25 protein-coding genes are annotated in these 24,282 nt (G+C 70.4%); 12 read left to right on the top strand and 13 right to left on the bottom strand.

Features of this window, described 5'->3' with window-relative positions:
- Positions 1-44 precede the first annotated feature (44 nt).
- From NVS83_RS09255 to NVS83_RS09230, 6 genes are all read left to right on the top strand, one after another.
- A complete protein-coding gene (locus NVS83_RS09255) occupies positions 45-248 on the top strand; it encodes a twin transmembrane helix small protein (protein ID WP_258732240.1) in 204 nt (67 codons plus the stop codon).
- A gap of 23 nt (positions 249-271) precedes the next feature.
- On the top strand, positions 272-949 hold the full coding sequence (locus NVS83_RS09250; RefSeq protein ID WP_258739039.1) for a cob(I)yrinic acid a,c-diamide adenosyltransferase: 678 nt from the start codon (positions 272-274) through the stop codon (positions 947-949).
- Positions 950-957: 8 nt separating this feature from the next.
- Positions 958-1,677 carry a rhomboid family intramembrane serine protease gene (locus NVS83_RS09245; RefSeq protein WP_258732238.1) on the top strand — a complete coding sequence of 240 codons (720 nt, stop codon included), beginning with the start codon at positions 958-960 and terminating at the stop codon, positions 1,675-1,677.
- 227 nt (positions 1,678-1,904) lie between these two features.
- Positions 1,905-2,654, top strand: a complete 750-nt coding sequence (locus NVS83_RS09240; protein WP_258739038.1) for an electron transfer flavoprotein subunit beta/FixA family protein — start codon at positions 1,905-1,907, stop codon at positions 2,652-2,654.
- Between the two features lie 2 nt (positions 2,655-2,656).
- Positions 2,657-3,613, top strand: a complete 957-nt coding sequence (locus tag NVS83_RS09235; RefSeq protein ID WP_258739037.1) for an electron transfer flavoprotein subunit alpha/FixB family protein — start codon at positions 2,657-2,659, stop codon at positions 3,611-3,613.
- Positions 3,614-3,709: 96 nt separating this feature from the next.
- Entirely contained in the window at positions 3,710-4,591 is an 882-nt protein-coding gene (locus NVS83_RS09230; RefSeq protein WP_258739036.1) for a 3-hydroxybutyryl-CoA dehydrogenase, read from the top strand.
- A gap of 27 nt (positions 4,592-4,618) precedes the next feature.
- Here the strand turns inward: NVS83_RS09230 and NVS83_RS09225 are convergent, their stop codons facing one another.
- Together NVS83_RS09225 and tlpA are read right to left on the bottom strand one after the other, a co-directional pair.
- On the bottom strand, positions 4,619-5,527 hold the full coding sequence (locus NVS83_RS09225; RefSeq protein ID WP_258739132.1) for a DMT family transporter: 909 nt from the start codon (positions 5,525-5,527) through the stop codon (positions 4,619-4,621).
- Positions 5,528-5,732: 205 nt separating this feature from the next.
- The gene (gene tlpA / locus NVS83_RS09220) at positions 5,733-6,518 is read right to left on the bottom strand and encodes a thiol:disulfide interchange protein TlpA (protein ID WP_258739035.1); all 786 of its coding nucleotides are present in this window, start codon (positions 6,516-6,518) and stop codon (positions 5,733-5,735) included.
- A 27-nt stretch (positions 6,519-6,545) separates the two neighbouring features.
- On the opposite strand from tlpA, the gene argH reads away from it, so the two are divergent.
- A complete protein-coding gene (argH, locus tag NVS83_RS09215) occupies positions 6,546-7,928 on the top strand; it encodes an argininosuccinate lyase (RefSeq protein WP_258739034.1) in 1,383 nt (460 codons plus the stop codon).
- Between the two features lie 22 nt (positions 7,929-7,950).
- On the opposite strand, the gene NVS83_RS09210 is transcribed toward argH, so the two are convergent.
- On the bottom strand, positions 7,951-10,224 hold the full coding sequence (locus NVS83_RS09210) for a heavy metal translocating P-type ATPase (protein ID WP_258739033.1): 2,274 nt from the start codon (positions 10,222-10,224) through the stop codon (positions 7,951-7,953).
- Positions 10,225-10,290: 66 nt separating this feature from the next.
- Between NVS83_RS09210 and NVS83_RS09205 the strand changes: the two genes are divergently transcribed.
- On the top strand, positions 10,291-10,758 hold the full coding sequence (locus tag NVS83_RS09205; protein WP_258739032.1) for a MerR family transcriptional regulator: 468 nt from the start codon (positions 10,291-10,293) through the stop codon (positions 10,756-10,758).
- Between the two features lie 6 nt (positions 10,759-10,764).
- Here the strand turns inward: NVS83_RS09205 and NVS83_RS09200 are convergent, their stop codons facing one another.
- From NVS83_RS09200 to NVS83_RS09185, 4 genes are all read right to left on the bottom strand, one after another.
- Positions 10,765-11,799: a trans-3-hydroxy-L-proline dehydratase gene (locus NVS83_RS09200; RefSeq protein ID WP_258739031.1), complete on the bottom strand. Its 1,035-nt coding sequence runs from the start codon at positions 11,797-11,799 to the stop codon at positions 10,765-10,767.
- 9 nt (positions 11,800-11,808) lie between these two features.
- Complete coding sequence (locus tag NVS83_RS09195; protein WP_258739030.1) at positions 11,809-12,810, bottom strand: 4-hydroxyproline epimerase; 1,002 nt, start codon at positions 12,808-12,810, stop codon at positions 11,809-11,811.
- Positions 12,811-12,841: 31 nt separating this feature from the next.
- On the bottom strand, positions 12,842-14,086 hold the full coding sequence (locus NVS83_RS09190) for an NAD(P)/FAD-dependent oxidoreductase (RefSeq protein ID WP_258739029.1): 1,245 nt from the start codon (positions 14,084-14,086) through the stop codon (positions 12,842-12,844).
- Between the two features lie 79 nt (positions 14,087-14,165).
- Positions 14,166-15,062: a dihydrodipicolinate synthase family protein gene (locus tag NVS83_RS09185; protein WP_258739028.1), complete on the bottom strand. Its 897-nt coding sequence runs from the start codon at positions 15,060-15,062 to the stop codon at positions 14,166-14,168.
- 97 nt (positions 15,063-15,159) lie between these two features.
- Here NVS83_RS09185 and NVS83_RS09180 point away from each other — a divergent pair, with 97 nt between their 5' ends.
- Both NVS83_RS09180 and NVS83_RS09175 read left to right on the top strand, forming a co-directional pair.
- Positions 15,160-15,858, top strand: coding sequence for a GntR family transcriptional regulator (locus NVS83_RS09180; RefSeq protein ID WP_258739027.1), 699 nt, complete (start codon positions 15,160-15,162; stop codon positions 15,856-15,858).
- 267 nt (positions 15,859-16,125) lie between these two features.
- Entirely contained in the window at positions 16,126-17,091 is a 966-nt protein-coding gene (locus tag NVS83_RS09175; protein ID WP_258739026.1) for a tripartite tricarboxylate transporter substrate binding protein, read from the top strand.
- On the opposite strand, the gene NVS83_RS09170 is transcribed toward NVS83_RS09175, so the two are convergent.
- The gene (locus tag NVS83_RS09170) at positions 17,068-17,985 is read right to left on the bottom strand and encodes a LysR family transcriptional regulator (protein WP_258739025.1); all 918 of its coding nucleotides are present in this window, start codon (positions 17,983-17,985) and stop codon (positions 17,068-17,070) included. The genes NVS83_RS09175 and NVS83_RS09170 overlap by 24 nt on opposite strands.
- Before the next feature lie 145 nt (positions 17,986-18,130).
- On the opposite strand from NVS83_RS09170, the gene NVS83_RS09165 reads away from it, so the two are divergent.
- Entirely contained in the window at positions 18,131-19,621 is a 1,491-nt protein-coding gene (locus NVS83_RS09165) for a CoA-acylating methylmalonate-semialdehyde dehydrogenase (protein ID WP_258739024.1), read from the top strand.
- A gap of 103 nt (positions 19,622-19,724) precedes the next feature.
- On the opposite strand, the gene NVS83_RS09160 is transcribed toward NVS83_RS09165, so the two are convergent.
- The gene (locus tag NVS83_RS09160) at positions 19,725-19,964 is read right to left on the bottom strand and encodes a hypothetical protein (RefSeq protein ID WP_258739023.1); all 240 of its coding nucleotides are present in this window, start codon (positions 19,962-19,964) and stop codon (positions 19,725-19,727) included.
- Positions 19,965-20,054: 90 nt separating this feature from the next.
- Complete coding sequence (locus tag NVS83_RS09155; protein ID WP_258739022.1) at positions 20,055-20,450, bottom strand: hypothetical protein; 396 nt, start codon at positions 20,448-20,450, stop codon at positions 20,055-20,057.
- Positions 20,451-20,834: 384 nt separating this feature from the next.
- Between NVS83_RS09155 and NVS83_RS09150 the strand changes: the two genes are divergently transcribed.
- On the top strand, positions 20,835-21,029 hold the full coding sequence (locus NVS83_RS09150) for a hypothetical protein (protein WP_258739021.1): 195 nt from the start codon (positions 20,835-20,837) through the stop codon (positions 21,027-21,029).
- A gap of 36 nt (positions 21,030-21,065) precedes the next feature.
- On the opposite strand, the gene NVS83_RS09145 is transcribed toward NVS83_RS09150, so the two are convergent.
- Genes NVS83_RS09145 through NVS83_RS09135 form a run of 3 tightly spaced genes read right to left on the bottom strand, consistent with a single transcriptional unit; the run spans position 21,066 to position 24,155 of the window.
- Positions 21,066-22,001, bottom strand: a complete 936-nt coding sequence (locus NVS83_RS09145; RefSeq protein WP_258739020.1) for a prephenate/arogenate dehydrogenase family protein — start codon at positions 21,999-22,001, stop codon at positions 21,066-21,068.
- The gene (gene hisC, locus NVS83_RS09140) at positions 21,991-23,178 is read right to left on the bottom strand and encodes a histidinol-phosphate transaminase (RefSeq protein WP_258739019.1); all 1,188 of its coding nucleotides are present in this window, start codon (positions 23,176-23,178) and stop codon (positions 21,991-21,993) included. Before hisC ends, NVS83_RS09145 begins: the two co-directional genes overlap by 11 nt.
- A gap of 38 nt (positions 23,179-23,216) precedes the next feature.
- Positions 23,217-24,155, bottom strand: a complete 939-nt coding sequence (locus tag NVS83_RS09135; RefSeq protein WP_258739018.1) for a chorismate mutase — start codon at positions 24,153-24,155, stop codon at positions 23,217-23,219.
- Positions 24,156-24,282 lie beyond the last annotated feature (127 nt).

The raw sequence follows: 24,282 nt of genomic DNA, 5'->3' as shown, positions 1-24,282 counted from the left end.
GTCCCGTGCCGGGCCGATCCCTCGCCGAGCTGCGGGAGAGCTCGATGGATCTCGTGACCATCGCCAAATTCGTCGTGCTGCCGATCGCGCTCGGCGCGGTTGCGGTCGTGCTGGTGCTCGGCCTCGTCAACATGGCGCGCGGCGGGTCGCCGATGCGCTCGCAGAAGCTCATGCAGTGGCGCGTGCTGCTGCAGGCGGTGGCGCTGTGCTTCGTGCTCGCCACCATCATCCTGATGAATCACGGCTGAGGCCGCAGGGACACCCGACGGCGATGGTCGTGCTCAACCGCATCTACACCCGCACCGGCGACGACGGCACCACCGCGCTGGGCACCGGGGAACGCCGGGCGAAATACGACCTGCGCGTCGACGCCTACGGCACGGTGGACGAGACCAACGCCGCGATCGGCATGGCGCGGCTCCACACCGGCTCCAATGCCGGCCCGACAGAAGACGTGATCGCCAAGGCCGCCTTCGCCGCCAACCCGATCGAGACCACGCTGGCGCAGGGCGTCTACGCCGACATCGACGCCATGCTGGCGCGGGTCCAGAATGACCTGTTCGACCTCGGCGCCGACCTCGCCACGCCCGACACCGGCGAGGACCCCGGCTACGAGCCGCTGCGCATCGTCGCCGCGCAGGTCGACCGGCTGGAGCGCGACATCGACACGCTGAACGCGCCGCTCAAGCCCCTGCGCTCCTTCGTGCTGCCGGCCGGCACCGCGGCGGCGGCACACCTGCATGTCGCGCGCACCGTGTGCCGGCGCGCCGAGCGCATGGTGGTCGAGTTGGCGCAGGCGCCGGGCGAGAAGGTCTCGCCGGAAGCGGTGAAATATCTCAACCGCCTGTCGGACCTGCTCTTCGTCATGAGCCGGGCGGCGAACGCCCGCGCCGGCGGCGCGACGGCCGGCGACGTGCTCTGGGTGCCGGCCGCGGGCCGGGGCGACTGAGGCGCGCCATGCTGCTGCCCTTCAACGACGACAACCCGCTGGAAGGCATCACCTACCCTTACGTGACCTGGGGGCTGATCGCGGTCAACGTGGCGGTGTTCGTGCTGATCCAGCACGGCTACCGGCCCGAGATCGACGTCGCCTCGGCCTTCGGCTACGGCGCCATCCCGGCGGTGGTGAACCACGCCGCCGTGCTGCCATCCGAATATGTGCGCCTGCCGCCCGAGCTGACCCTCGTCAGCTACATGTTCCTGCATGGCGGCTGGCTGCACCTGATCGGCAACATGGCGTTCCTTTGGGTGTTCGGCGACAATGTCGAGGACGCGCTCGGCCATGCCCGCTTCCTCGCCTTCTACCTTCTGTGCGGCGTCGCCGGCGGCCTCGCCCATTCGCTCGCCATGCCCGATTCGGCTTCGCCCCTGGTCGGCGCCTCGGCCGGCATATCGGGGCTGGTCGGCGCCTATCTGATGCTGCATCCCAATGTGCGCATCTGGGTGTTGATGTTCCTGCGCGTGCCCCTGCGCGTGCCCGCCATCTGGCCGCTCGGGGCGTGGATCGGCTTCCAGCTCTGGAACCTCGCCACCACCGGCGAGCAGGACACCGCCTGGTGGGCGCATATCGGCGGGCTCGTCGCCGGCGCGGTGCTGGTCGTGTTCATGCGCCGCAAGGGGGTGCCGCTCTGGGTCACCACCCGCGACGGCACGCCGGACGGGGCACCGCCGGTCTGAGCGCCGGTCCGGCCGTCGCCAACGGGGCGCCGATGGGGCGCCGGGCCGACATATTGACGGTTCCGATGCGTTGACACGCCCCGGGCTGGTCCATAGTTTCCGGGCGTTTTCCGCGGGTCGATGCCGCCCCCGAAACGCTACCCTGCCTTGCGGCGGCATCGCCATCTTCGAAATGCGGCTGCCCGGCGCGGAAACCCTGAAGGTCCGCGGGGGCGGGAGATGTGGTGATGAAGATCCTGGTGCCCGTGAAGCGGGTGGTCGACTACAACGTGAAGATCCGCGTGAAGCCGGACGGCTCGGGCGTGGAGCTGGCCAACATCAAGATGTCGATGAACCCCTTCGACGAGATCGCCGTCGAGGAGGCGCTGCGCCTCAAGGAGGCCGGCAAGGCGAGCGAAGTGATCGCCGTCTCCATCGGCCCGGCCAAGACCGACGAGACCATCCGCACCGCCCTCGCCATGGGCGCCGACCGCGGCGTCTGGGTGAAGACCGAGGACGCCGGCATCGAGCCGCTCACCGTCGCCAAGCTGCTGAAGAAGGTGGTCGAGGAGGAGGCGCCGGGCCTCGTCATCCTCGGCAAGCAGGCCATCGACGACGACTGCAACCAGACCGGCCAGATGCTCTCGGCACTGCTCGGCTGGCCCCAGGCGACCTTCGCCTCCAAGGTTGTGGTCGGCGAGGGCTCGCTCGACGTCACCCGAGAGATCGACGGCGGCCTGCAGACGCTCAGCCTCGACCTGCCCGCCGTGCTGACCACGGATCTGCGGCTCAACGAGCCGCGCTACGCCAGCCTGCCCAACATCATGAAGGCGAAGAAGAAGCCGATCGCCGAGAAGGCGCCGGCCGAGTGGGGCATCGACCTCGCCCCGCGCCTCGAGGTGCTCTCCACCGTCGAGCCGGCCGGCCGCACCGCCGGCAAGAAGGTCTCCTCGGTCGCCGAGCTGGTCGGCGACCTCAAGCAGGCGGGAGTGCTCTGACCATGGCCGACATGCTTCCCACCCTGCTCTTCGCCGAACATGACGGCACCCATCTCAACCCCGTCACCGCCCGCGCGCTGACGGCGGCGAAGGCGCTCGGCGCGCCGGTCCACATGCTGGTGGCGGGCTCCGACTGCCGCGCCGCCGCCGAGGCCGCCGCGCGGCTCAACGGTGTCGACGAGGTCGTGGTCTGCGAGGACGCCGCCTATGCCCACCAGCTCGCCGAACCGCTCGCCGCGCTCGGCGTGGCGCTGGCGGCCGATTACGGCGCGCTCGTCGCCCCCTCCACCGCGATCTGGAAGAGCGTGATGCCGCGCATCGCCGCGCTGCTCGACGTGATGCAGGTCTCCGACGTCATCGCCGTGGTGGCGCCCGACACCTTCGACCGCCCGATCTATGCCGGCAACGCCGTCCAGCGCGTGCGCTCGGGCGAGGCGAAGAAGGTGCTGACCATCCGCACCGCCTCCTTCGCGGCGGCAGGCGAGGAGGGCTCGGCCCCGGTGCGCGCCGCGACGCCCGTCGCCGCGCCTGCGGGCACGCGCTTCGTCGGCGAGGAGATCGCCGCCAGCGAGCGGCCGGAGCTGACCGCCGCCCGCGTGATCGTCTCGGGCGGGCGTGCCGTGGGCTCGGCGGAGAACTTCGCCAAGGTGATCGAGCCGCTGGCGGACACGCTGGGCGCGGCGGTCGGCGCCTCGCGCGCGGCGGTCGACGCCGGCTATGCGCCCAATGACTGGCAGGTCGGCCAGACCGGCAAGGTGGTGGCGCCCGACCTCTATGTCGCGGTCGGCATCTCCGGCGCCATCCAGCATCTCGCCGGGATGAAGGACTCGAAGGTGATCGTGGCGATCAACAAGGACGAGGAAGCCCCTATCTTCCAGGTAGCCGATTACGGCATGGTGGGCGACCTGTTCCAGATCGTGCCGGAACTCACAGCCGAAATAGCTAAGGCAAAAGGCTGACGTCGCTCTATACTCGGGGGTAGCAGCATGAACGGGGCCGGCGGGCGGCATCGGCGGACAGCAGCGACGGACAGACCAGGCGGGACAAGGTCAACCATGGCTTTCGAGATCAAGAGCGTCGGCATCATCGGCGCCGGCCAGATGGGCAACGGCATCGCGCATGTGTGCGCGCTGGCCGGCTACGACGTGGTGCTGAACGATCTCGAAATCGACCGCGTGAAGTCGGGCCTCGCCACCATCAACGGCAACATGGTCCGGCAGGTCGCCAAGGGCCTGTACTCCGAGGACGACAAGCAGTCCGCGCTGACGCGCATCCGCGGCACCGACCAGACCACGGACCTCGCCGATGTCGACCTGCTGATCGAGGCCGCGGTCGAGAAGGAGGAGGTGAAGCGCAAGATCTTCGCCACCGTCTGCCCGTTCCTGAAGCCGGAGACGATCCTCGCCACCAACACCTCGTCGATCTCCATCACCCGGCTCGCCGCCTCCACCGACCGGCCGGAGCGCTTCATCGGCATCCACTTCATGAATCCGGTGCCGCTGATGCAGCTCGTCGAGCTGGTGCGCGGCATCGCCACCGAGGACGACACCTTCGAGCTCGCCAAGCTCTTCGTCACCCGGCTCGGCAAGACCTATGCGGTGGCGGAGGACTTCCCCGCCTTCATGGTCAACCGCATCCTGCTGCCGATGATCAACGAGGCGATCTACACGCTGTACGAGGGGGTCGGCTCGGTCGACGCCATCGACACCGCGATGCGGCTCGGCGCCAACCACCCGATGGGCCCGCTGCAGCTCGCCGACTTCATCGGCCTCGATACATGCCTGTCGATCATGCAGGTGCTGCACGAGGGGCTGGCCGATTCCAAGTACCGCCCCTGCCCGCTGCTGGTGAAATATGTCGAGGCCGGCTGGCTCGGCCGCAAGACCCAGCGCGGCTTCTACGACTATCGCGGCGAGAAGCCGGTCCCGACCCGCTAACAGCCGTTCCGGTCTGCAAGAAGCGTCTCACCGCCCGGCGCGGGCCCGCCCCGCGACCCACCGCGCCGGCCGCCCGTCGATCGCCGCCAGCCCGAGCGCGATCAGGCCGAAGCCGGCGACCTCGCGCGGCTCCAGCGCCTCGCCAAGGAACAGCGCGCCGAGCAGGATCGCGCTCACCGGCACCAGCAGCGTCACCAGCGAGATGTTGGTCGCCCCGTTCCGCGCCACGATGCGGAAGAACAGGACGTAGGCGATCCCGGTCGAGAGCACGCCCAGCCCCGCCAGCGCGGCGAATGCTGTGGCCGACGGCACGGGCAGGCTCCAGGGCCGCTCGACCAGCGCCACCACCGGCAGCAGGATCAGGGTCGCCGCCGTGAGCTGGAGCAGCGCCATGGCGAGCGGGGGCAGCCCGCGGAAGCGCCGGGCGTAGACCGCGGCGAAGCCGTAGGAGACAGTCGCGCCGATCGCCGCGAGCTGGGCGGGAAGCTGGTGGCCGCCGAGCTCGCCCAGCAGCGCCGGCCCCATCATCACCGCCACCCCGGCAAAACCGAGCCCGACCCCGGCCAGCTTGCCGGCCGAGAGCTTCTCGTCCCGCGTGAAGGTCTGCGCCACCAGCACGGTGAACAGCGGCGTCGCCGCGTTGAGGATCGCCGACAGGCCGCTCGGCAGGTGCTGCTGCGACCAGGCGATCAGGCCGAACGGGATGACGTTGTTCAGCATCGCCAGCCCGGCAATGCCGAGCGCCAGCCCCAGGGTAAGGCGGAAGCGGGTCCCGCTCGCGAACGTCACCGCCAGCAGCACCAGCGCGCCGATGCCGACCCGGCCGAGCACCATGGTGAGCGGCGGCATCTCGGCGATGGCGATCTTGCCGAAGAAGAACGAGCCGCCCCAGATCAGCCCCAGCAGGGCGAGCACCGCCCAGTCTCCGGCGGACATGGGCTGCGGGGCCGTGCCGGCAGCGGGTGCCGGCGTGCGCGGCGCCTCGCCGATGGCGTCGCGGCCGGCGGCGGGCGGGCGTCCGTGGTCGCGGGAGAGGGACAAGGGCGCGGGCTCCTGACGCGGGTGCGCCGCCATAGCGCCTTATCGCGCCCGGCGCGACCCGAAACCGCCCGCCGGTTCTCCCGGCGTCAGAACATCAGTCCTAGGATTTCGGCCCGGGATCGGACAGCGCGGCGCGGATCAGCGCCTGCGCGTCCTCGCTCGCCCATTCCGCCGGGCCGGCGATATGGCCGATCTCGCAGCCATCGGCGGTCACCAGCATGGTGGTGGGCAGGCCGAAGCCGCGCCCGACGGCCCTGAGGTCCTGGAAGCTCTGCGCCTTGGGGTCGGTATAGAGCGCGAGGTTCTGCACCCCGATCTCCTTCATGAAGCTCTTCGGCTTGTCCGGGTCGCGGGTGTCGATATTGATCGCCACCACCTCGAAGTCGGTGCCGCCCGCCGTCCCGCCCGTCTTGTCGCCGCCCATCGCGCCCTGCAGCGCATCGAGCGCGGGCATCTCCTTGCGGCACGGCACACACCAGGTGGCCCAGACATTGACCAGCTTCAACCCGTTCCCGCCCACGGCCGAAAGCCGCGTCGCCTTGCCCTGCGCGTCGAGGAAGGCGAGGTCGGGAATGCGGGTCGGGCTGAGCGTCGGGGCGAAGGCGGCAAGCTCGCCCTTGGCGAGGTCGGCGATGCGCCGCCCGGTCTCGCTCGCCGCCGCGCACGTGGCGTCGCTCCCCGCGGCCGGGGTGGTGGCCGGGGCCGGCGCGCTCGCAACGACGTTGCGCGCTCCACCTTCAATCCCGTATACGCCTGCCAGCCCGGCGGCAGCGCCGAGAACGACGGCGGCCACCAGGATCAGGGCAACGCGCCCCTTCGGGCGGCCCGGCCCCGTCCCGTCGGCCGGGCCGGCGGCCGGCGGCGTGTTCTCAGGTCGTTCGGTCATGACCGTCCTCGCGGAGAAAAAGTCAACATGAGCAACAAGATGTGGGGCGGCCGTTTCGAGACCGGCCCCGACGCGATCATGGAGGAGATAAACGCCTCCATCGGCTTCGACCAGCGCCTGTTCGCGCAGGACATAGCCGGCTCGAAGGCACATGCCTCGATGTTGGCGGCCCAGGGCATCATCGAAAAAGCTGATGCCGAAAAGATCCTCGCAGGTCTAGACACGATCCTGTCAGAGATCGAATCGGGCGACTTCACCTTCCAGCGGGCGCTGGAGGACATCCACATGAACGTGGAATCGCGCCTCGCCGCGCTGATTGGCCCGCCGGCCGGGCGCCTGCACACGGCGCGTTCGCGCAACGACCAGGTGGCGACCGACTTCCGGCTCTATGTGCGCGACACCATCGACACGCTCGGCGCCCAGATCCGCGACCTTCAGCAGGCGCTGGCGGAAAAGGCGCTGATCCATTCCGGCACCGTGATGCCGGGCTTCACCCATCTGCAGACCGCGCAGCCCGTGACCTTCGGCCATCACCTGCTCGCCTATGTCGAGATGCTCGGGCGCGACCGCGGCCGGCTGGCGGATGCCCGCGCACGGCTCAACGAATGCCCGCTCGGCGCGGCCGCGCTCGCCGGCACCTCGTTCCCGATCGACCGCGCCGCCACCGCCAAGGCGCTCGGCTTCGACCGCCCGACCGCGAACTCGCTGGATTCGGTGTCCGACCGCGACTTCGTGCTGGAGACGCTGGCGGCGGCCTCGATCTGCGCCATGCACATGACCCGCTTTGCCGAGGAAGTGGTGATCTGGACCTCGCCGCTGACCGGCCTGCTCAAGCTCTCCGACCGCTTCACCACCGGCTCCTCGATCATGCCGCAGAAGCGCAACCCGGACGCCGCCGAGCTGGTGCGCGCCAAGATCGGGCGCATCGCCGGCGCCTTCTCCGGGCTGCTCATGGTGATGAAGGGCCTGCCGCTCGCCTATGCCAAGGACATGCAGGAGGACAAGGAAGGCGCCTTCGACGCCCTCTCCACCCTCTCGCTGATGATCGCCGCCACGGCGGGCATGGTGCGCGACATGGTGCCGGACGAGGCGAACCTGAAGGCCGCCGCCGGCCAGGGCTATTCCACCGCCACCGATCTCGCCGACTGGCTGGTGCGCGTGCTGGGCCTGCCCTTCCGCGAGGCCCATCACGTCACCGGCCGCATCGTCGCGCTGGCGGCGGCGAAGGGCGTGGCGCTGCACCGCCTGCCGCTGGGCGAGATGCAGGAGGTCGAGCCGCGCATCACCGAGGAGGTGTTCGGCGTGCTCTCGGTGGTCAAGTCGGTGGCGAGCCGCACCTCCTATGGCGGCACCGCGCCGAAGAACGTGCGCAGCCAGGCCAAGCGCTGGCTGAAGCAGCTCGCCAAATAGAGAGGGCGCTGGCCGGCGGGCGTCAGTCCGCCCGCCGCCCCAGCAGCCGGAGCGCGTTGGCCGTCACCAGCACGGTCGCCCCGGTATCGGCCAGGATCGCCGGCCACAGGCCGGTGATGCCGGCGATGGTGGTGACGAGGAACACCGCCTTCAGCCCCAGCGCGATGGCGATGTTCTGGTGGATGTTGCGCATGGTCGCCCTGGACAGCGCGATCATCGCCGCCACGTCGCCGACCCGCCCGTGCAGAACCGCCGCATCCGCCGTCTCCAGCGCCACGTCGGTGCCCCCGCCCATGGCGATGCCGACATCGGCGGCGGCGAGCGCGGGCGCGTCGTTGATGCCGTCGCCGACCTTGGCAACCTTGAGCCCGCTCGCCTTCTGCTCGCCGACGATGCGCTGCTTGTCGGCCGGCATCAGCCCGGCGCGCACCTCGATGCCGAGATCGCGGCCGATCGCCCGCGCCGTGCGCTCATTGTCGCCGGTCAGCATCAGCGTGCGGATGCCCGCCTGGGCGAGGCTCGCGAGGCCCTCCGCGGCATCGGCCCGCGGCTCGTCGCGCATGGCGATCAGCCCCTGCGCGACGCCGTCGGCCAGCAGCACCGCGACCGTCTTGCCGTCGTCGTTGAGGCGCTCGATCGCCGCCTGCTGCTCCGCCGACAGGCTGGCGCGGGCCATCGCGGCCTTCGGGGAGCCGAGGAACAGCGCCGCCCCGTTCACCGTGCCGCTCACACCCTCGCCGCTCGCCGCCCCGGCGTCACGCACCGGCGCCGGCCCTATGCCGCGCGCCTGCGCCTCGGCGAGGATCGCGCTCGCCAGCGGATGGGTCGAGCCCGCCTCCAGCGCGGCGGCGCGGCCGAGCAGCGCCGCCTCCTCACCGTCGAAGGCGACGAGGTCCGTCACCTTGGGCTTGCCCTCGGTCAGCGTGCCGGTCTTGTCGAGCGCCACCAGCCCGACGAGGCGCAGCGTCTCCAGCACCGCCCCGCCCTTGATCAGCAGGCCGCGCCGCGCGCCGGCGGCGAGACCCGCGGCAATGGCGGCCGGGGTCGAGATGACCAGTGCGCAGGGGCAGCCGATCAGCAATATGGCGAGCCCCTTGTAGATCCATTCGTCCCAGGCGGCGCCGGCGAGGAGCGGCGGCACGACGGCGATCAGCGCCGCCAGCACCACCACGAACGGCGTGTACCAGCGCGAGAAACGGTCGATGAAGCGCTCGGTCGGAGCCTTGCTCTCCTGCGCCTCCTCGACGAGGCGCACGACGCGGGCGATGGTGTTGTCGGAAGGCTCGGTGGTGGCGCGCACGGTGAGCGCGGCCTCGCCGTTCACCGTGCCGGCGAACACCGGGTCGCCCGCGGCCTTGGCCACCGGCACGCTCTCGCCCGTCACCGGCGCCTCGTTGACCGAGCTCGCGCCCTCGATCACCTCGCCGTCGGCGGGAATGCGCTCGCCCGGGCGCACCAGAATGGTCGCGCCGACGGTGAGGCTCTCGGCCGGCACCTCGCGGGTCGCCCCGTTCTCGACGAGGCGCGCGGTCTTCGGCACCAGGGCGGTGAGCGAGCGGATGCTCTCGCGCGCCCGCCCGGCGGCGACGCCCTCAAGCAGCTCGCCGACCAGGAACAGGAACACCACCGCGGCCGCCTCCTCGCCGGCGCCGATGATCACCGCGCCGACGGCGGCGATGGTCATCAGCATCTCGATCGAGAACGGCGTGCCGGCGAGCGCGGCCATCACCGCGCGGCGGGCGATCGGCACCAGCCCGACCAGCAGCGCGGCGATGAAGATCCAGGGATCGAGCACGGGCACGAAATGGCCGGCGACATAGGCCGCCGCCAGCGCGGCGCCGCAGACCAGCGTCAGGCGCGCCTTGCCGGTCTGCCACCACGGCACGTCGCTCGGCAGGTGGCTGTGCGCATGGCCGGCCGGCGCGCGCGCCTCGGCGCCATGGGAATGGTCGTGCCCGTGGTCGTGGTCGTGCGCATGCCCGTGATCGTGGGCGTGATGGTCATGATCGTGGTGATCGTGGTCGTGCCCGTCGCACGGGCCGTGCCCGTGGCCCTTCGCGGCGGGGCCGGGATCGTTCCCGGCCGTCAGTGGCATGATGGTGTAGCCAAGGCCCGAGACCCGCCGCTCCAGCACGGCGAGGTCCGCACCCTTGTGCTCGACCGTCATGGTGCCGGCCGTGACCGAGACCGACACCTCCTCCACGCCCTTCACCCGGCGCACTGCGGTGTCGATCTTGGACGCGCAGGACGCGCAGTCCATGCCATCGATACGGTAGCGGGTCTTCAGCGCCGACATGATCCACCTCTTGTCTCAGTGTCGGCGCGAGCCTAATTCCTCTAGCGACTAGAGGAGCAAGCGCGAATGACGGGCGAGAACGAAGGCCGCTTCAGCATCGGCGAGGTCGCGCGCGCGAGCGGCGTGAAGGTGCCGACCATCCGCTATTACGAGGAGATCGGCCTGCTGCCGGCGCCGCCGCGCACCGAGGGCGGGCGCCGCGCCTACGGCGAATCCGACCGGCACAGGCTGGCCTTCATCCGCCACGCCCGCGAGCTCGGCTTCGAGATCGAGGCGATCCGCACCCTGCTCCAGCTCCAGGACCGGCCGGAGCAGTCCTGCGCCGTCGCCGACGCCATTGCCCGCGACCACCTCGCCGAGGTGGAGCGCCGCATCGCCAGCCTCACCGCGCTGAAGGCGGAGCTGGCGCGCATGGTGGAAGACTGCTCGCACGGCCATGTGGGCGAGTGCCGGGTGATCGAGATCCTCGCCGACCACAATGAATGCCGGCACCATCACCACGGCGCGACCGCGCCGGCCGGCGTCGGCGGCTGAGATCGCTCAGGGCTCCCAGACCGGCCAGGTGTCGGAGAGCCGGTAGCCCGAGGGCCACGGGTCGTCGGGGTCGACCATGAGCTGGGCGGTGTGGGTGAGGAAAGCCCGGCCGCTGATCGCCGGCACGATGGCCGGCCGCCCGCCGATGGTGGTCTCGCGCTCGATCCGGCAGTCGAAGCGCGAATCGATGATCGAGCGGCCGATGAAGCCGTCGCCCAGCTTCAGCACCCCCTTGGCGTGCAGCACCGCCATCCGCGCCGAGCAGCCGGTGCCGGTCGGCGAGCGGTCGATCTTGCCGGGTCGGATCGCCACCGCGTTGGCCCCGCTGGCGACGCCGTCCTCATCGGTGAGCGGTGCGGCGAACTGGCAGAACGAGATGTGGTCCCATTCCGCGTTCTCCGGGTGGCGGAAGCCGAGCTGGGCATTGGCCGCCTTCACGATCCGCATTCCGGTCTCGGCGAGGTCCTTGGCCTCGTCCGGGCGGATGGAAAAGCCCAGCGCCTTTGCGTCGACGATGACGAAGCTGTCGCCGCCGTAGGCGGTGTCGACGGTGAGCGTGCCGAGCCCCTCCACCTCCAGCCGGGCGTCGAGCCGGTCGGCGAAGGAGGGGTGGTTGAGGACGGTGATGCGCCGCGCCTTGCCGCCCGCGCAGTCGGCCGTCACCTCGATCAGCCCGCCCGGCGCCTCCAGCACCATGCGCGTCTGCGGCTCCTCCATCGGCACGATGCCGGTGTCGAGCAGCACCGTCGCCACGCAGATGGCGTTCGAGCCCGACATGGGCGGCGTGTCCTCGGGCTCCATGATGATGAAGCCCATCCGCGCGCGGGGGTCCCTGGGCGGCACCAGCAGGTTCACGTGCCGGAACACCCCGCCGCGCGGCTCCTGCAGCACGAAATTGCGCAGGCCCTTGTCGCTGGCGATGAAGCGCGACTGCGCCCACAGCGTCTCGCCCGGCGGCGGGGCGACGCCGCCGACGATGACGTCCCCGACCTCGCCCTCCGCATGGCAGCCGACGATGTGGATGAGCCTCGACGAGCGCATGACGATCCCTCAGACCACGACGAAACCGTGCGCGAACGGGTCGCGCTCGTCGATGAAGAGGGTGTTGAAGCCGGTCATCCGCGCCCAGCCGCCGATGGAGGGGATGATCGCCTCGCGGTCCCCCACCTTCGCCGCCGCCTCGACCCGCCCGCGGAACAGCGAGCCGATGATGCTCTCATGCACGAACTCGTCGCCGACCTTCAGCCGGCCGAGCGCGGCGAGCTGGGCCATGCGCGAGGAGGTGCCGGTGCCGCAGGGCGAGCGGTCGATCGCCTTGTCGCCGTAGAACACCGCATTGCGCGCATGGGCCTCGTTGTGGCGCGGCAGCCCGGTCCACAATATGTGCGACAGGCCGCGAATATCCGGCATCGTCGGATGCACGAATTCATATTTCGCGTTGAGCGCGCGGCGCAGTGCCCCGCTCATGCCGATCAGCTCGCCGGCGGTGAAGTCGGACATGTCGCGATAGCCGGCCTGCGGCTCGACGATGGCGTAGAAGTTCCCGCCATAGGCGACGTCGACGCTGATCTCGCCGAGGCCCGGGCAGTCGGCGCTCAGGCCCTGCGCATAGAGGAAGGCGGGCACGTTGGTGATGCGCACCTCCTCCACATACTGGCCTTCCTGCCGGTATTCGGCCTTCACCACCCCGGCCGGCGTGTCGAGCATCAGCACGCCCGGCACGCGCGGCGTGACCAGCCCGTGCTCGATCGCCATGGTGACGGTGCCGATGGTGCCGTGCCCGCACATGGGCAGGCAGCCCGAGGTCTCGATGAACAGGATCGCGACGTCGCAGTCCGGCCGCGTCGGCGGGTAGAGGATCGAGCCCGACATCATGTCGTGGCCGCGCGGCTCGAACATCAGCCCGGTGCGGATCCAGTCGTAATCGCGAAGGAAATGCGCCCGCTTCTCCAGCATGGTGGCGCCCTCGAGCGCCGGCCCGCCGCCGGCGACGAGCCGGACCGGATTGCCGCAGGTGTGGCCGTCTATGCAGAAGAAGCTGTGTCGCGCCATGGGGTGAGCTCGATATCAGAAGCGGTCGGGGTCAGAAGCGGTCGGGACGGAACGGGTCAAGCGCGATGGCCGGGCTGCGGCCGGTCACCAGGTCGGCCACCAGCCGGCCGGTACCCGCGCTCTGGGTGAGGCCGAGATGGCCGTGGCCGAAAGCATAGACCACCCGGGGCGAAGCGGCCGAGCGGCCGATGACCGGCAGGCTGTCGGGCAGCGAGGGGCGAAAGCCCATCCATTGCCGCCCGCCCGTCGTCCTCAGCCCCGAAAGGAAAGCGGCGGCCTTCTTCAGCATCGCCTCGGAGCGGGCGAAATTGGGCGGCGCGCGAAGCCCGCCGAGCTCGACCGCGCCGCCGACCCGGATGCCGGTCGCCAGCGGCGTGACCACGAAGCCGTGGCCGCCGAAGGTGAGCTGGCGCCTCAAATCGAAGGCGCCGGCGGGCAGGGTGGTGTTGTAGCCGCGCTCGGTTTCCAGCGGCACGCGGTCGCCCAGCGTCTTCGCCAGCGGGCGCGACCAGGCGCCGGCGGCGAGCACCACATGGCCCGCCTCCAGCGCGCCGCCATCGGCCAGCCGCACGCGCACCCGCTCGCCCTGCGGCTCGAGCGCGCTCACCTCGCCATGCGAGATCGCCGCGCCGCGCGCCATCACCGCATCGAACAGCGCCAGCGTGAAATGATAGGGATCGTCGACCGTCTTCCAGTGCGGCGTGAAGGTGCCGGCGGTGAAGCGCGGCGACAGGCCGGGCTGCAGCTCGGCGAGCCGGGCTCCGCGCACATGCTCGAAGGCGATGCCCTCGGCCGCGCGCGCGGTCCAGCCCGGCAGCGCGGCGGCAAACTCGGCCTCGCTCTCATAGAGCTGGAGATTGCCGTCGCCGCGCAGCCGGCCGGAAAGCCCCGCCTCGCGCACCATCGCCTCCATCGCCCCGGCGGCGACCCGCATCAGCGCGCTCTGGGCGGCGATCGAGCGCGCCTGCCGGTCCGGCAGGCTGGCGCGCCAGAAGCGCAGCAGCCACGGCGCGAGGCGCGGCAGGTAGCAGGGCGGGATCGATAGCGGGCCGAGCGGGTCGAGCAGCCAGCGCGGCGCCTTGCGCAGGATGCCGGGCGAGGCCAGCGGCAGGATGTCGGTGAAGGCGAGGGCGCCGGCATTGCCCATGCTCGCGCCCTCGGCGACGCCGCCGCGCTCGACCAGCCGCACCTTCAGGCCCTCGCCCTGCAGGTGGAAGGCCGAGGCGAGGCCGACGATGCCGGCACCGATGACGATGATGTCGTCCGAGACGGACATGGAGCGCTCGTTCAGGCAGGAGGCACCGGCGCCGTCCCTGAAGGCCGGGGCGCGCGGGCGCCGCCGGCCCGGAAGGCCGTCACGCCGCCTTGGCGAGCAGCGGCCGGGTGGCCAGCGCCTCGGCGACGATCTTCTCGACCTTGGCGCGCTGCTCACCTTCCAGCGGCAGGCGCGGGGCGCGCACATGCTCGGTGGTGCCGGTCACCAGCGCCTCGACCAGCTTCAGGTTCTGCACCAGGTAGCTCGACACGTCGAGGTCGAGCAGCGGGCGGAACCAGCGGTAGATCGCCAGCGCCTCGGCGTAGCGCCCGGCCTTCATCAGCCGGTAGATCGCGACCGTCTCCTCCGGGAAGGCGATGACGAGGCCGGCGACCCAGCCCACCGCGCCCACCGTCAGCGCCTCGAAAGCGAGGTTGTCGACGCCGGTGAACACGTCGTAGCGCTCGCCCAGCGCGTTGATGATATCGGTGGTGCGGCGGATGTCGTCGGAGGATTCCTTGATCGCGACGAAGCGGGAATCCTTCGCCAGCTCCTCCAGGATCTCGACCGTCACGTCGACCCGGTAGGCGATGCGGTTGGAATAGATCATCACCGGCAGGTCGCCCGCCTCGGCCACCGCCTTCAGCGTGGCGACCGTTTCCTTCGGGTTGGTGTGGTAGACGAGGCTCGGCACCACCATGAGGCCCGAGGCGCCGGCCTTGGCGGCGCGGGAGGCGAGCGTGGCGCAGTCGCGCGTCGCCGCGTCCGCAATGGTCATCAGCACGGGGCGGGCGCCGGCGACCGACTGGGCGAGCGCCAGCACCTCGAGCCGCTCGTCATGGGAGAGCATCGGCCCCTCGCCGAGCGAGCCGTTGACGATCAGCCCGTCGACGCCCGCCGCGATCTGGCGCGCGAAGCAGCGCTCCATCTCCTTGTGATCGAGGGCGCCAGCCTCGGTGAACTTGGCGGTAACGGCCGGAAGCACACCTGCCCACATGGGTCAGCTCCTGCGGTGATGGGGATTTCGGCGTGAGCATCTGTTTTTTGGATCCAATTTGCAATATCCTTTTTTGAGTTTGGGAGAGGATGAGGCGATGAAGGTCCGGTCCGTCGACATCGGCCAGATGGCGTCCGCCTCGGAGGTGATCTTCGAGGCGCTGCGCGAAGCCATCGTCAAGGGCGACCTGACGGAGGGCGAGGCGCTGCGCCAGGACCGCATCGCGCGCATGTTCAACGTCAGCCGCATCCCCGTGCGCGAGGCGCTGACGCGGCTCGAGGAACAGGGCCTCGTCTCGACCCAGCGCTATCGCGGCGCCGTCGTCACCACCCTCTCGACCGAGGAGGTGAGCGAGATCTTCGAGTACCGCGCGCTGCTGGAGCCGGAGATGCTGAAGGCCTCGGTGCCGCGCATGACGGACGAGGCGCTGCGCCGGGCGCGGCAGATCGCGGCCGCCTTCGCGAGCGAGCCCGACAGCGTGCACTGGGGCGAACTCAACCGCGACTTCCACTACGCGCTCTATGAGGCCGCCAACCGCCCCTATTTCCTGCAGGCCATCAACGCGGCGCTGGACCGGGTCGACCGCTACTCGCGGATCCAGCTCGTCATGACCGACGGCATGGAGCGGGCGCGGCGCGAGCACGAGGCGATCCTCGCCGCCTGCGAGGCGCGCGATGCCACCCGCGCGGCCGAGCTGACCGGCGAGCACATACGCGGCGCCGGCCGCTCGCTGGTGGATTTCCTGATCCGCAGCCGCGCCGAGCGCGACGGGACGGCTTCGCGCGCGAGCGCCTGAAACCGCCCGCCCGCTCCTCCCGCAATCGTGTCTTAAGCTCGCCGCAGGTCGCGGCGAGGCTGCTCCGCGCGCACCCCGCGCGTGGACAGGTGAGGCTGTAGTACTATAGTATAGTTTCACACGAATTTCGTGTTGTTCATGTGACACCCGGGCGCCGAAGCACCGGTACCACGCGTGAACCCTTGGCGCCTGCCCTTACGAAAGGTTATGCCGGCCGGGGTCGACCTTTCCGCGGCAGTGGCGCAGGCTTTGAATACGCAAGAACTTATGGACCGTCGCCTGTTCATTGCCGGAGCGGCCGCGACGCTCGCGGGGACGCAAGCGGCCCGGGGCCAGCCCGGGCCCCCGGCGCTCGACCCGCTGACGCTGTTCGTGCCCTCGACCCGGGGCGGCGGATGGGACCGCACCGCGAGGGCGATGCAGGAAAGCCTGATCGAGAGCGGCGCCGTCGCCGATGTCGGGCTGCTCTACGAAACCGCCGGCGCCGCCGCCGGCATCGCCGATTTCCTCACCCGCTATCACGGCCGGCCCGACACGCTGCTCGTCGGCGGGCTCGGCATGATCGGCGCCGTGCTGCTCGGCCGCGTCCCGGCCGATCTCTCCCGCCTCACGCCGATCGCCCGGCTGACCAACGAGTACATGGTGCTTGCGGTCGCGCATGACTCGGAGACCGATTCCCTGCGCGATATCCTCGCCGAGCTGGCCCACCATCCCGGCTCGGTCAGCTTCGCCGGCGGCAATCGCGGCAATGTCGACCATCTGTTCGTCGGCCTGATCGGGCGCGCGGCCGGCGTCCGCGCGAGCGCCATCCCCTACCGCGCCTTCGTCGGCGGCATGGGCGCGGTCGACTATGTGACGTCCGGCGGGGCCGACTGCGTGGTGGACAGCCTCAGCGCGCTGCAGGACGACATCGCGATCGGCCGGCTGCGCGGGCTGGCCATCTCCTCGCCGCAGCGCCTGCCCGGCATCGCCATCCCCACCTGCTTCGAGCAGGGCGCCGGCATCGAGATTTCCAACTGGCGCGGCGTGTTCGCGCCGCCCGGCGTCGACGCGGCGGACGCCGCCCGCCTGCAGGCGATGGTCGGGCGCATGCTCGCGAGCCTCGCCTGGCGCGCCGCGCTGTTCCAGTACAGCTGGTCGAGCGACGTGCTGATCGGCCCGCCCTTCCGCATCTTCCTCAATGCCGAGCTGGCGCGGGTGCGCAGCCTGCTATCCGGCTTCGGCCTGCGCTGACGCCGCCGGCGCGGACACGAACAGGTGCCGCGTCTCGCGCACCGCCGCGACGATGAAGCCCTCCACCTCGCGGATGCGTCGCAATTCGTGGATGTCGGCATGGGTGACCAGCCAGTAGGCGCGCCGGAAAGTCAGCTCCGGCAGCAGCGGCACCAGCTCCTCGTGACCGCGCGCTGCATAGTCGTGCAGGATGCCGACCCCGGCGCCCGCGCGCACCGCCTCCATCTGCCCGACCACGCTGGCGCATTCCAGCCGCCGCGCCTCGATCTCGCGCAGCGCCTCGAAATAGTCGAGCGCCGGGCTGTAGACGAGGTCGGCGACATAGGTCACCAGCAGCCTTCCGTTGAGGTCGGCCAGCCGGTCGATCGCGCCGGTGCGGGCGAGATAGTCGCGCGAGGCGTAGACGCTGAGGCTGTAGTCGGTGAGCTTGCGCGCCACCAGCCGCCCCTCGGCCGGGCGCTGCAGTGTGACCGCGATGTCCACTTCGCGCTTGGGCAGCGAGAAGCTACGCGGCAGCGGCGCGAGCTGGATCGTCAGCCCCGGATGCTCCTCGGCGAGGCGCCCGAGCCGGGAGGCGAGGAAATAGGTGCCGAACCCGTCCGGCGCGCCGATCCGCACCGTGCCGGCAAGCGCGAGGTCGACATTGCCGAGCGCCGCCTGCGCCTGCAGCATCTGCGTCTCCACCCGCTCGGCATGAACGAGCAGCCGCTCGCCGGCGGGGGTGAGCTCGCTGCCGGTGGTGCGCCGCTCCAGCAGCTTGGCGCCGAGGCTGGCCTCGAGCGCGCCCAGCCGGCGCCCGACCGTGGCATGGTCGAGCCCGAGCTGGCGCGCCGCCGCCAGCATCTGGCCGGCGCGCGCCACGGCGAGGAAGATGCGCAGGTGATCCCAGTCCATGAGCCCGATTTGGCCTTTCCGTGCACAACGGATGGGAAATCATGGCCGTTGAAGTGAGAAGTTTCAACAAGCACAACGCTGCCATCCCATTCTCGCGCGCATGCCCGCTGGGTCATGCCCGAAGTTGCCCTTAGGAGAGGTCGCGATGGCGGTCATCGGTCACTACATCGGCGGCAGGCTTGCCACCACCGCGGGCCGCAGCGCCCCGGTCTTCGATCCATCCACCGGCGCCCAGTCCGGCGAGGTGCTGCTCGCTTCCGCCGCAACGACGGGCGAGGCGGTCGCCGCGGCCGCCGGCGCCTTCCCCGCCTGGGCCGACACCCCGCCGCTGACCCGCGCGCGCATCCTGTTCAAATTCAAGGCGCTGCTGGACCGCGACATCGACGCGATCGCCGCCGCGATCACGAAGGAGCACGGCAAGACCTTCGAGGACGCCAAGGGCGAGGTCACGCGCGGCATCGAGGTGGTCGAGTTCGCCTGCGGCATCCCGCATCTGATGCGCGGCGACTTCACCGAGCAGGTGGCGCGCGGGGTCGACGTGTTCTCGGCCCGCCACCCGGTGGGCGTGGTCGCGGGCATCACCCCGTTCAACTTCCCGGCCATGGTGCCGATGTGGATGTTCCCGGTGGCGCTCGCCTGCGGCAACACCTTCGTCCTCAAGCCCTCCGAGAAGGACCCGACCGCCTCGCTGATGCTGGCCGAGCTGCTGGCCGAGGCCGGGCTGCCGGCCGGCGTGTTCAACGTGGTGCAGGGCGACAAGGAGGCAGTCGACGCGCTGCTGACCCATCCCGACGTCGCGGCGGTGAGCTTCGTCGGCTCCACCGCGATCGGCGAATACGTCTACAGGACCGCCGCCGCGCATGGGAAGCGCGCGCAGGCGCTGTGCGGGGCGAAGAATCACCTCGTCGTCATGCCCGACGCCGACCTCGACAAGACCGTCGACGCGCTGATGGGCGCGGGCTACGGCTCGGCCGGCGAGCGCTGCATGGCGGTCTCGGTCGCGGTGGCGGTCGGGGGCGTGGGCGACGCGCTGATGGAGAAGCTGGTGCCGAAGGTGCGCGGGCTGAAGGTTGGCCCCGGCCTCGACCGCGACAGCGAGATGGGCCCGCTGGTGACGAAGGAGCACCTCGCCAAGGTCTCGGGCTATGTCGACACCGGCGTCGCCGAGGGCGCCGAGCTGGTGGTCGACGGGCGCGGCCTGAAGCTGCAGGGTTACGAGGACGGCTACTTCATCGGCGGCTGCCTGTTCGACCGGGTGACGCCGCAGATGAAGATCTACAAGGAAGAGATCTTCGGCCCCGTCCTTTCGGTGGTCCGCGTCGACCGCTTCGACGAGGCGCTGAAGCTGGTCAACGACCACGAATACGGCAACGGCGCCGCCATCTTCACCCGCGACGGCGACAGCGCACGCGCCTTCGACCGCGACGCCAAGGCGGGCATGATCGGCATCAACGTGCCGATCCCGGTGCCGGTGGCGTTCCACTCCTTCGGCGGCTGGAAGCGCTCGGTGTTCGGCGACCGCAACGTCTATGGCATGGAGGGCGTGGGCTTCTACACCAAGATGAAGACCACCACCGCCCGCTGGCCGACCGGCATCCGCGAGGGCGCCCAGTTCGTCATGCCGACGACGGGGTGAGGCGCCGCAAGGCTCCTGATCCGGCTAACGAACTTGAAATGCCCGGCGTGATGCCGGGCATTTTTATCTCACGGCGATACGACGACGATACGTCCCGGGGCCGTCATCCGTTTCCGATGATCTTGCTCATGTTCATCGTTGTGAACGGCCCTGCCGGCTTCGCGCGCCTGGCCTGAGCACCATCTCCGACGGTCGTGCCGTCGATCGGCCCGCCATCGCCCAGAATGTCGCCGGCACGCGCCGCCGAGCCATTTCCGATGATCTTGTTGTCGAGGATGTGCGTGCCCGGTTTCGTGTTGTCGCTGGGGTCTTGGAACACCGGGTTGTGAAGCTTCGACTTCATGGGTGCCTCCTCTGTCGACAAGCGATCACGCCTGCCGCGGGAGAGGATGCGATCGGCCTGTGTTGTCTTCGTGGCCAGATGGACGGCACCCTAACGCTTCATATCCGGGCAGACGAACGGCACCTTGGGGCGCGAATAGAGGTGCTCCACCACGTCAGGACCGGCCTTCACCTTCAGGGTGAGATCGGTGGCGGTGAGCTTGGTGACGGTAGCCGAGACGGTCGCGCCATCTTCGTCCCACGAGACGGCATTCGGCGCGGTGCGCTTCCATTTGCGCAGCGCATAGGTCTCCCAGCACGAATTCATCAAGAGCGTGCCGTCGGTGAAGAAGACGAGCATCGTGCCGGGCATCCTGTTCGCCGGATTGGCCTCGACCCAGACGCGGCCGGTCAGCGAATCGACGCCCTGCGCCTGGGCCGCGGGCGCGGCAAGAAGAGCGAGGGACAGCGCGGCGGGGAGCAGCGCCGCGAAGATAGTCTTTCTCATGAGGTGCCTTTCGGGAGGGCGTGCCGGCGCGCACGGCACCGACGTCACTTTCACCCGCGCTCGCGGCCGAATTTCGGCGCGAAGACCTTTCGAGCTCCCAGACGGAAATCTTGGATAGCGGGGACAATGTTCTCCATTTGCCCCATTTTGAGGACAAAGGAAGTGTGAGTCTTGACAGAGACTTAGGGATGACAAGAGATCGAGTGTGGAGCAGCTTCCTGAGTCGCTCCACGAAGAGGTGCAGAGACTGCCATCCCTGCCCTCCCGTGAACTAAGCAACCGCTTGGGAGCGATTGCCGCCAAGTTCAGCTAACCGGCGCATGTTGCGCCTTCGGGACTCGGTGTCAAGCGTTCCCAAGCTCTCCAAAAGAGCGAGAACGACTTATGAAACCGATTAAGAAACCCAGCCGCAGCCTAAGTTTTGAAGACGCAATCACTGTCTGGAATATGCGTCTGGATGGTGAGATTCAGAGCCGTATTGCGGCACGCTTTGATGTTAATCAGGGACGTATCTGCGAAGTGCTCGCCGGTCAGAAGCATCCCGGCGCCGAAGCAGCAGCGCGCAGTTCCCGGAACTGACGAAAGGAGGCCTCGTGCATCGCGCGCGGCCTCCTTTCACCCCCGCTCGCGGCCGAAGTCTGGCGCCGCCGTCTCCTGGCCGATCTCGATGATCGAGCGACGGATGGCGCGGGTGCGGGTGAACAGCTCGAACAGCTTGTCGCCCTCGGCCCAGCGGATCGCCCGCTGCAGCGCGATCAGGTCCTCGGTAAAGCGGCCCAGCACCTCGAGCACCGCCTCGCGGTTGTTGAGGAACACGTCGCGCCACATGGTCGGGTCGGAGGCCGCGATGCGGGTGAAGTCGCGGAAGCCGCCGGCCGAGTACTTGATCACCTCGGACTGCGTGACCTCCTCGAGGTCCGCCGCCGTGCCGACGATGTTGTAGGCGATCAGGTGCGGCACGTGCGAGGTGATGGCGAGCACCAGGTCGTGGTGCTCCACGCTCATGGTCTCGACATTGGCGCCCATCGCGGTCCACAGCCCGGTGAGCCGCGCCACCGCGTCGGGGTCCGCGTCCTCCGGCGGGGTGAGGATCGACCAGCGATTCCGGAACAGGGTGGCAAAGCCCGCATCGGGGCCGGAATATTCGGTGCCCGCCACCGGATGGCCGGGGATGATGTGCACGCCCTCGGGCAGGTGCGCGCGCAGCGCGGTGAGCACCGCGCCCTTCACCGAGCCGACGTCGGAGACGATGGCGCCCGGCTTCAGATGCGGCGCGATCGCCTCGGCGGCCGCGCCCATGGCGCCGACCGGCACGCACAATATGACGATGTCCGCGTCGGCCACCGCCTCGGCCGGGGTCGCGGCCACCTCGTCGGCGATGCCAAGCTCGCCGACGCGCGCGCGCACCGCCTCGGCCGCGTCATAGGCGACCAGCGTGCCGGCGAGGCTCCGCGCGCCCGCCGCGCGCAGGATCGACGAGCCGATCAGGCCGATGCCGATGACGACGAGGCGCCCGAGCAGAGGGCGCGCCAGCGGCGGATCAAGCACCATGGCCCGCACTCGCCTCGCCTGCACTCGCCTCGCCTGCACTCGCCTCGCCCGCACTCGCTTCGGCCGGCGCGTTGCGACCCATGAACGCGGCCAGCGCGTCGACCAGCAGCCGGTTCGCCTCCTCGGTGCCGACGGTGAGCCGCAGCGCCCCCGGCAGGCCGTAGGCGTCAACCCGGCGCAGGATCAGCCCGCGCTGCATCAGGAAGGCGTCGGCCTCGCGCGCGGTGCGGCCCGGCTCGTCGGGGAAATGCACCAGCAGGAAATTCGCCACGCTCGGCGTGACGTCGAGCCCGAGCGCGGTGAGCTGCTCGGTCAGCCAGGGCAGCCACACATCGTTATGCGCCACCGCCGCTTCGACATGGGCAGCGTCGCCCACCGCCGCCGTCGCCGCGGCGATGCCGGGCGCGGAGACGTTGAAGGCGCCGCGGATGCGGTTCACCGCGTCCACCACCTCGGCCGGCCCGTAGAGCCAGCCCACGCGCAGGCTGGCGAGGCCGTAGATCTTGGAGAAGGTGCGCAGCATCACGACGTTGGCGCAGCTCTCGGCAAGCTCGGTGCCCGCCTCGTAATCCTCGCGGTGGACATATTCGGCATAGGCCGAATCGAGCGCGAGCAGCACGTGCGGCGGCAGGCCGCGCTGCAGCCGGCGCACCTCCTCGGCCGGGATGTAGGTGCCGGTCGGGTTGTTCGGGTTGGCCAGGAAGACGATGCGCGTGCGCTCGGTCACCGCCGCCAGCAGCGCGTCGACGTCGCTGTGATAGTCCTTCTCCGGCGCCACTACCGGCGTCGCCCCGGCCGCCAGCGTGGCGATCCGGTAGACCAGGAAGCCGTATTGCGAGTAGAGCACCTCGTCGCCCGGCCCGGCGAAGGCCAGCGTGGTGAGGGTGATCAGTTCGTCCGAGCCGGTGCCGCAGACGATCCGCGCCGGATCGAGCCCGTAGGCGGCGCCGATCGCCTCGCGCAGCTTCGTCGAGGAGCCGTCGGGGTAGAATTCGAGCGCGGCGGCGGCGCGGAACGCCTCCATCGCCTTCGGGCTGGGGCCGATCGGCGTCTCATTGGCCGAGAGCTTGTAGACCTTCACGCCGGCGCCCGCTTCCGCCTTGCCCGGCACATAGGCCTCGATCGCCTGCACCCCGGGACGCGGGACGGGACGGCTGGGGGCGGACGCGGACGACATCGGGGAAACTCCGGGGGAAGAGGGCGGGGGGAAGGCCGTCAGCCCTTCGCGGCCGGATGGGCCGGCGCGGGCTGCGGGGGGTGGGTATAGCGGCTGGCATGGCTGCCGACGAGAGCGGCCGAGCGCACCGAGGCGCCCGAGGCCCGCAGCGCCGCCAGCACCGTGTCGAGCCCCACCTCGCCGCCGAGCGGGATCGAGGCCAGCAGCGCCGCGCCGTCGAGGCTGCGGTCGGGCACGGCCAGCACCTCGGCCAGCGGGGCGAGCGCGCGCGCCGCCTGCGCGGTCCAGCCGGCGACGTGCAGGCTCCAGGTCTCGACCTCGGTCACCGCCCCGTCCGTCACCGGATGGGCGATGCAGAACACGGGCAGGCCGGCGGGATGGTCGGCACGCTCGACGAAGGGCAGGCGGGCGATGATCTTGGGCGCGCTCTCGCTCTCCAGCGCCGTCCACCAGGCGCCGGTGGCGGGCGCGGCGAAGGCCGGCACCAGGCCGAGATCGCCCTTCGAGCCGGCGACCGCTGCGACCACGCCGGACGCGCCCATATGGGCGACGAAGGGCACGGTGAAGCCGAAATGGAAGCGCGCCGTATCGCGCATCGCCGCCTCGCCGGTGGCGAGGTCCGCATGGACCGCGTAGGGCGCCTGCACATAGGTGAAGGTCGAGATGATGACCCGCCAGATGCCCTCGACCGTGTCGAGCGGGAGGATGCCGCGGTGCCGGTCGACGATGTGGCGCATCATCGAGGCCTCGCGCGCCGGGCGGAAGGCCGAGCCGCCCTCGGCCCCGCGCGAGCGCTTCACCTCGACCAGCCGGTCGATGATCTCGCCGCGCTCGATCAGCAGGGCGTGCATGCCCGCGTCGATGCGGTCGATCTCGGCGCGCAGCGCCGCGAGATCCACCGTCGCGCCGGCCGGCGGCACGGACGAGGCGGCATCCGCGGCGGGCCGCTTGACCCCGCTGTCGGTTTTCGTGTCCATGGGCGGATGTCCTAGCGCCGCGCGCGCCGCGCGCAAAACAAAATCTGGCCCTACCCGATATTGACAAGCCGGCACGGTCGGATCATTTGGATCGTTCGATAAAACGAACTCTTCGTCCGGTAGGACG

The sequence above is a fragment of the Ancylobacter mangrovi genome (assembly GCF_024752335.1).
Taxonomy (GTDB): domain Bacteria; phylum Pseudomonadota; class Alphaproteobacteria; order Rhizobiales; family Xanthobacteraceae; genus Ancylobacter; species Ancylobacter mangrovi.
The sequence above is the reverse complement of the archived record's forward strand: the minus strand, read 5'-3'. Positions and strand labels throughout refer to the sequence as shown.

Bases quoted from the DNA above. Each gene is read 5' to 3' on its own strand.
- NVS83_RS09255 (WP_258732240.1), top strand. From the start codon at position 45: ATGGATCTCGTGACCATCGCCAAATTCGTCGTGCTGCCGATCGCGCTC.
- NVS83_RS09250 (WP_258739039.1), top strand. From the start codon at position 272: ATGGTCGTGCTCAACCGCATCTACACCCGCACCGGCGACGACGGCACC.
- NVS83_RS09245 (WP_258732238.1), top strand. From the start codon at position 958: ATGCTGCTGCCCTTCAACGACGACAACCCGCTGGAAGGCATCACCTAC.
- NVS83_RS09240 (WP_258739038.1), top strand. From the start codon at position 1,905: ATGAAGATCCTGGTGCCCGTGAAGCGGGTGGTCGACTACAACGTGAAG.
- NVS83_RS09235 (WP_258739037.1), top strand. From the start codon at position 2,657: ATGGCCGACATGCTTCCCACCCTGCTCTTCGCCGAACATGACGGCACC.
- NVS83_RS09230 (WP_258739036.1), top strand. From the start codon at position 3,710: ATGGCTTTCGAGATCAAGAGCGTCGGCATCATCGGCGCCGGCCAGATG.
- NVS83_RS09225 (WP_258739132.1), bottom strand. From the start codon at position 5,527: ATGTCCGCCGGAGACTGGGCGGTGCTCGCCCTGCTGGGGCTGATCTGG.
- tlpA (WP_258739035.1), bottom strand. From the start codon at position 6,518: ATGACCGAACGACCTGAGAACACGCCGCCGGCCGCCGGCCCGGCCGAC.
- argH (WP_258739034.1), top strand. From the start codon at position 6,546: ATGAGCAACAAGATGTGGGGCGGCCGTTTCGAGACCGGCCCCGACGCG.
- NVS83_RS09210 (WP_258739033.1), bottom strand. From the start codon at position 10,224: ATGTCGGCGCTGAAGACCCGCTACCGTATCGATGGCATGGACTGCGCG.
- NVS83_RS09205 (WP_258739032.1), top strand. From the start codon at position 10,291: ATGACGGGCGAGAACGAAGGCCGCTTCAGCATCGGCGAGGTCGCGCGC.
- NVS83_RS09200 (WP_258739031.1), bottom strand. From the start codon at position 11,799: ATGCGCTCGTCGAGGCTCATCCACATCGTCGGCTGCCATGCGGAGGGC.
- NVS83_RS09195 (WP_258739030.1), bottom strand. From the start codon at position 12,810: ATGGCGCGACACAGCTTCTTCTGCATAGACGGCCACACCTGCGGCAAT.
- NVS83_RS09190 (WP_258739029.1), bottom strand. From the start codon at position 14,086: ATGTCCGTCTCGGACGACATCATCGTCATCGGTGCCGGCATCGTCGGC.
- NVS83_RS09185 (WP_258739028.1), bottom strand. From the start codon at position 15,062: ATGTGGGCAGGTGTGCTTCCGGCCGTTACCGCCAAGTTCACCGAGGCT.
- NVS83_RS09180 (WP_258739027.1), top strand. From the start codon at position 15,160: ATGAAGGTCCGGTCCGTCGACATCGGCCAGATGGCGTCCGCCTCGGAG.
- NVS83_RS09175 (WP_258739026.1), top strand. From the start codon at position 16,126: ATGGACCGTCGCCTGTTCATTGCCGGAGCGGCCGCGACGCTCGCGGGG.
- NVS83_RS09170 (WP_258739025.1), bottom strand. From the start codon at position 17,985: ATGGACTGGGATCACCTGCGCATCTTCCTCGCCGTGGCGCGCGCCGGC.
- NVS83_RS09165 (WP_258739024.1), top strand. From the start codon at position 18,131: ATGGCGGTCATCGGTCACTACATCGGCGGCAGGCTTGCCACCACCGCG.
- NVS83_RS09160 (WP_258739023.1), bottom strand. From the start codon at position 19,964: ATGAAGTCGAAGCTTCACAACCCGGTGTTCCAAGACCCCAGCGACAAC.
- NVS83_RS09155 (WP_258739022.1), bottom strand. From the start codon at position 20,450: ATGAGAAAGACTATCTTCGCGGCGCTGCTCCCCGCCGCGCTGTCCCTC.
- NVS83_RS09150 (WP_258739021.1), top strand. From the start codon at position 20,835: ATGAAACCGATTAAGAAACCCAGCCGCAGCCTAAGTTTTGAAGACGCA.
- NVS83_RS09145 (WP_258739020.1), bottom strand. From the start codon at position 22,001: ATGGTGCTTGATCCGCCGCTGGCGCGCCCTCTGCTCGGGCGCCTCGTC.
- hisC (WP_258739019.1), bottom strand. From the start codon at position 23,178: ATGTCGTCCGCGTCCGCCCCCAGCCGTCCCGTCCCGCGTCCCGGGGTG.
- NVS83_RS09135 (WP_258739018.1), bottom strand. From the start codon at position 24,155: ATGGACACGAAAACCGACAGCGGGGTCAAGCGGCCCGCCGCGGATGCC.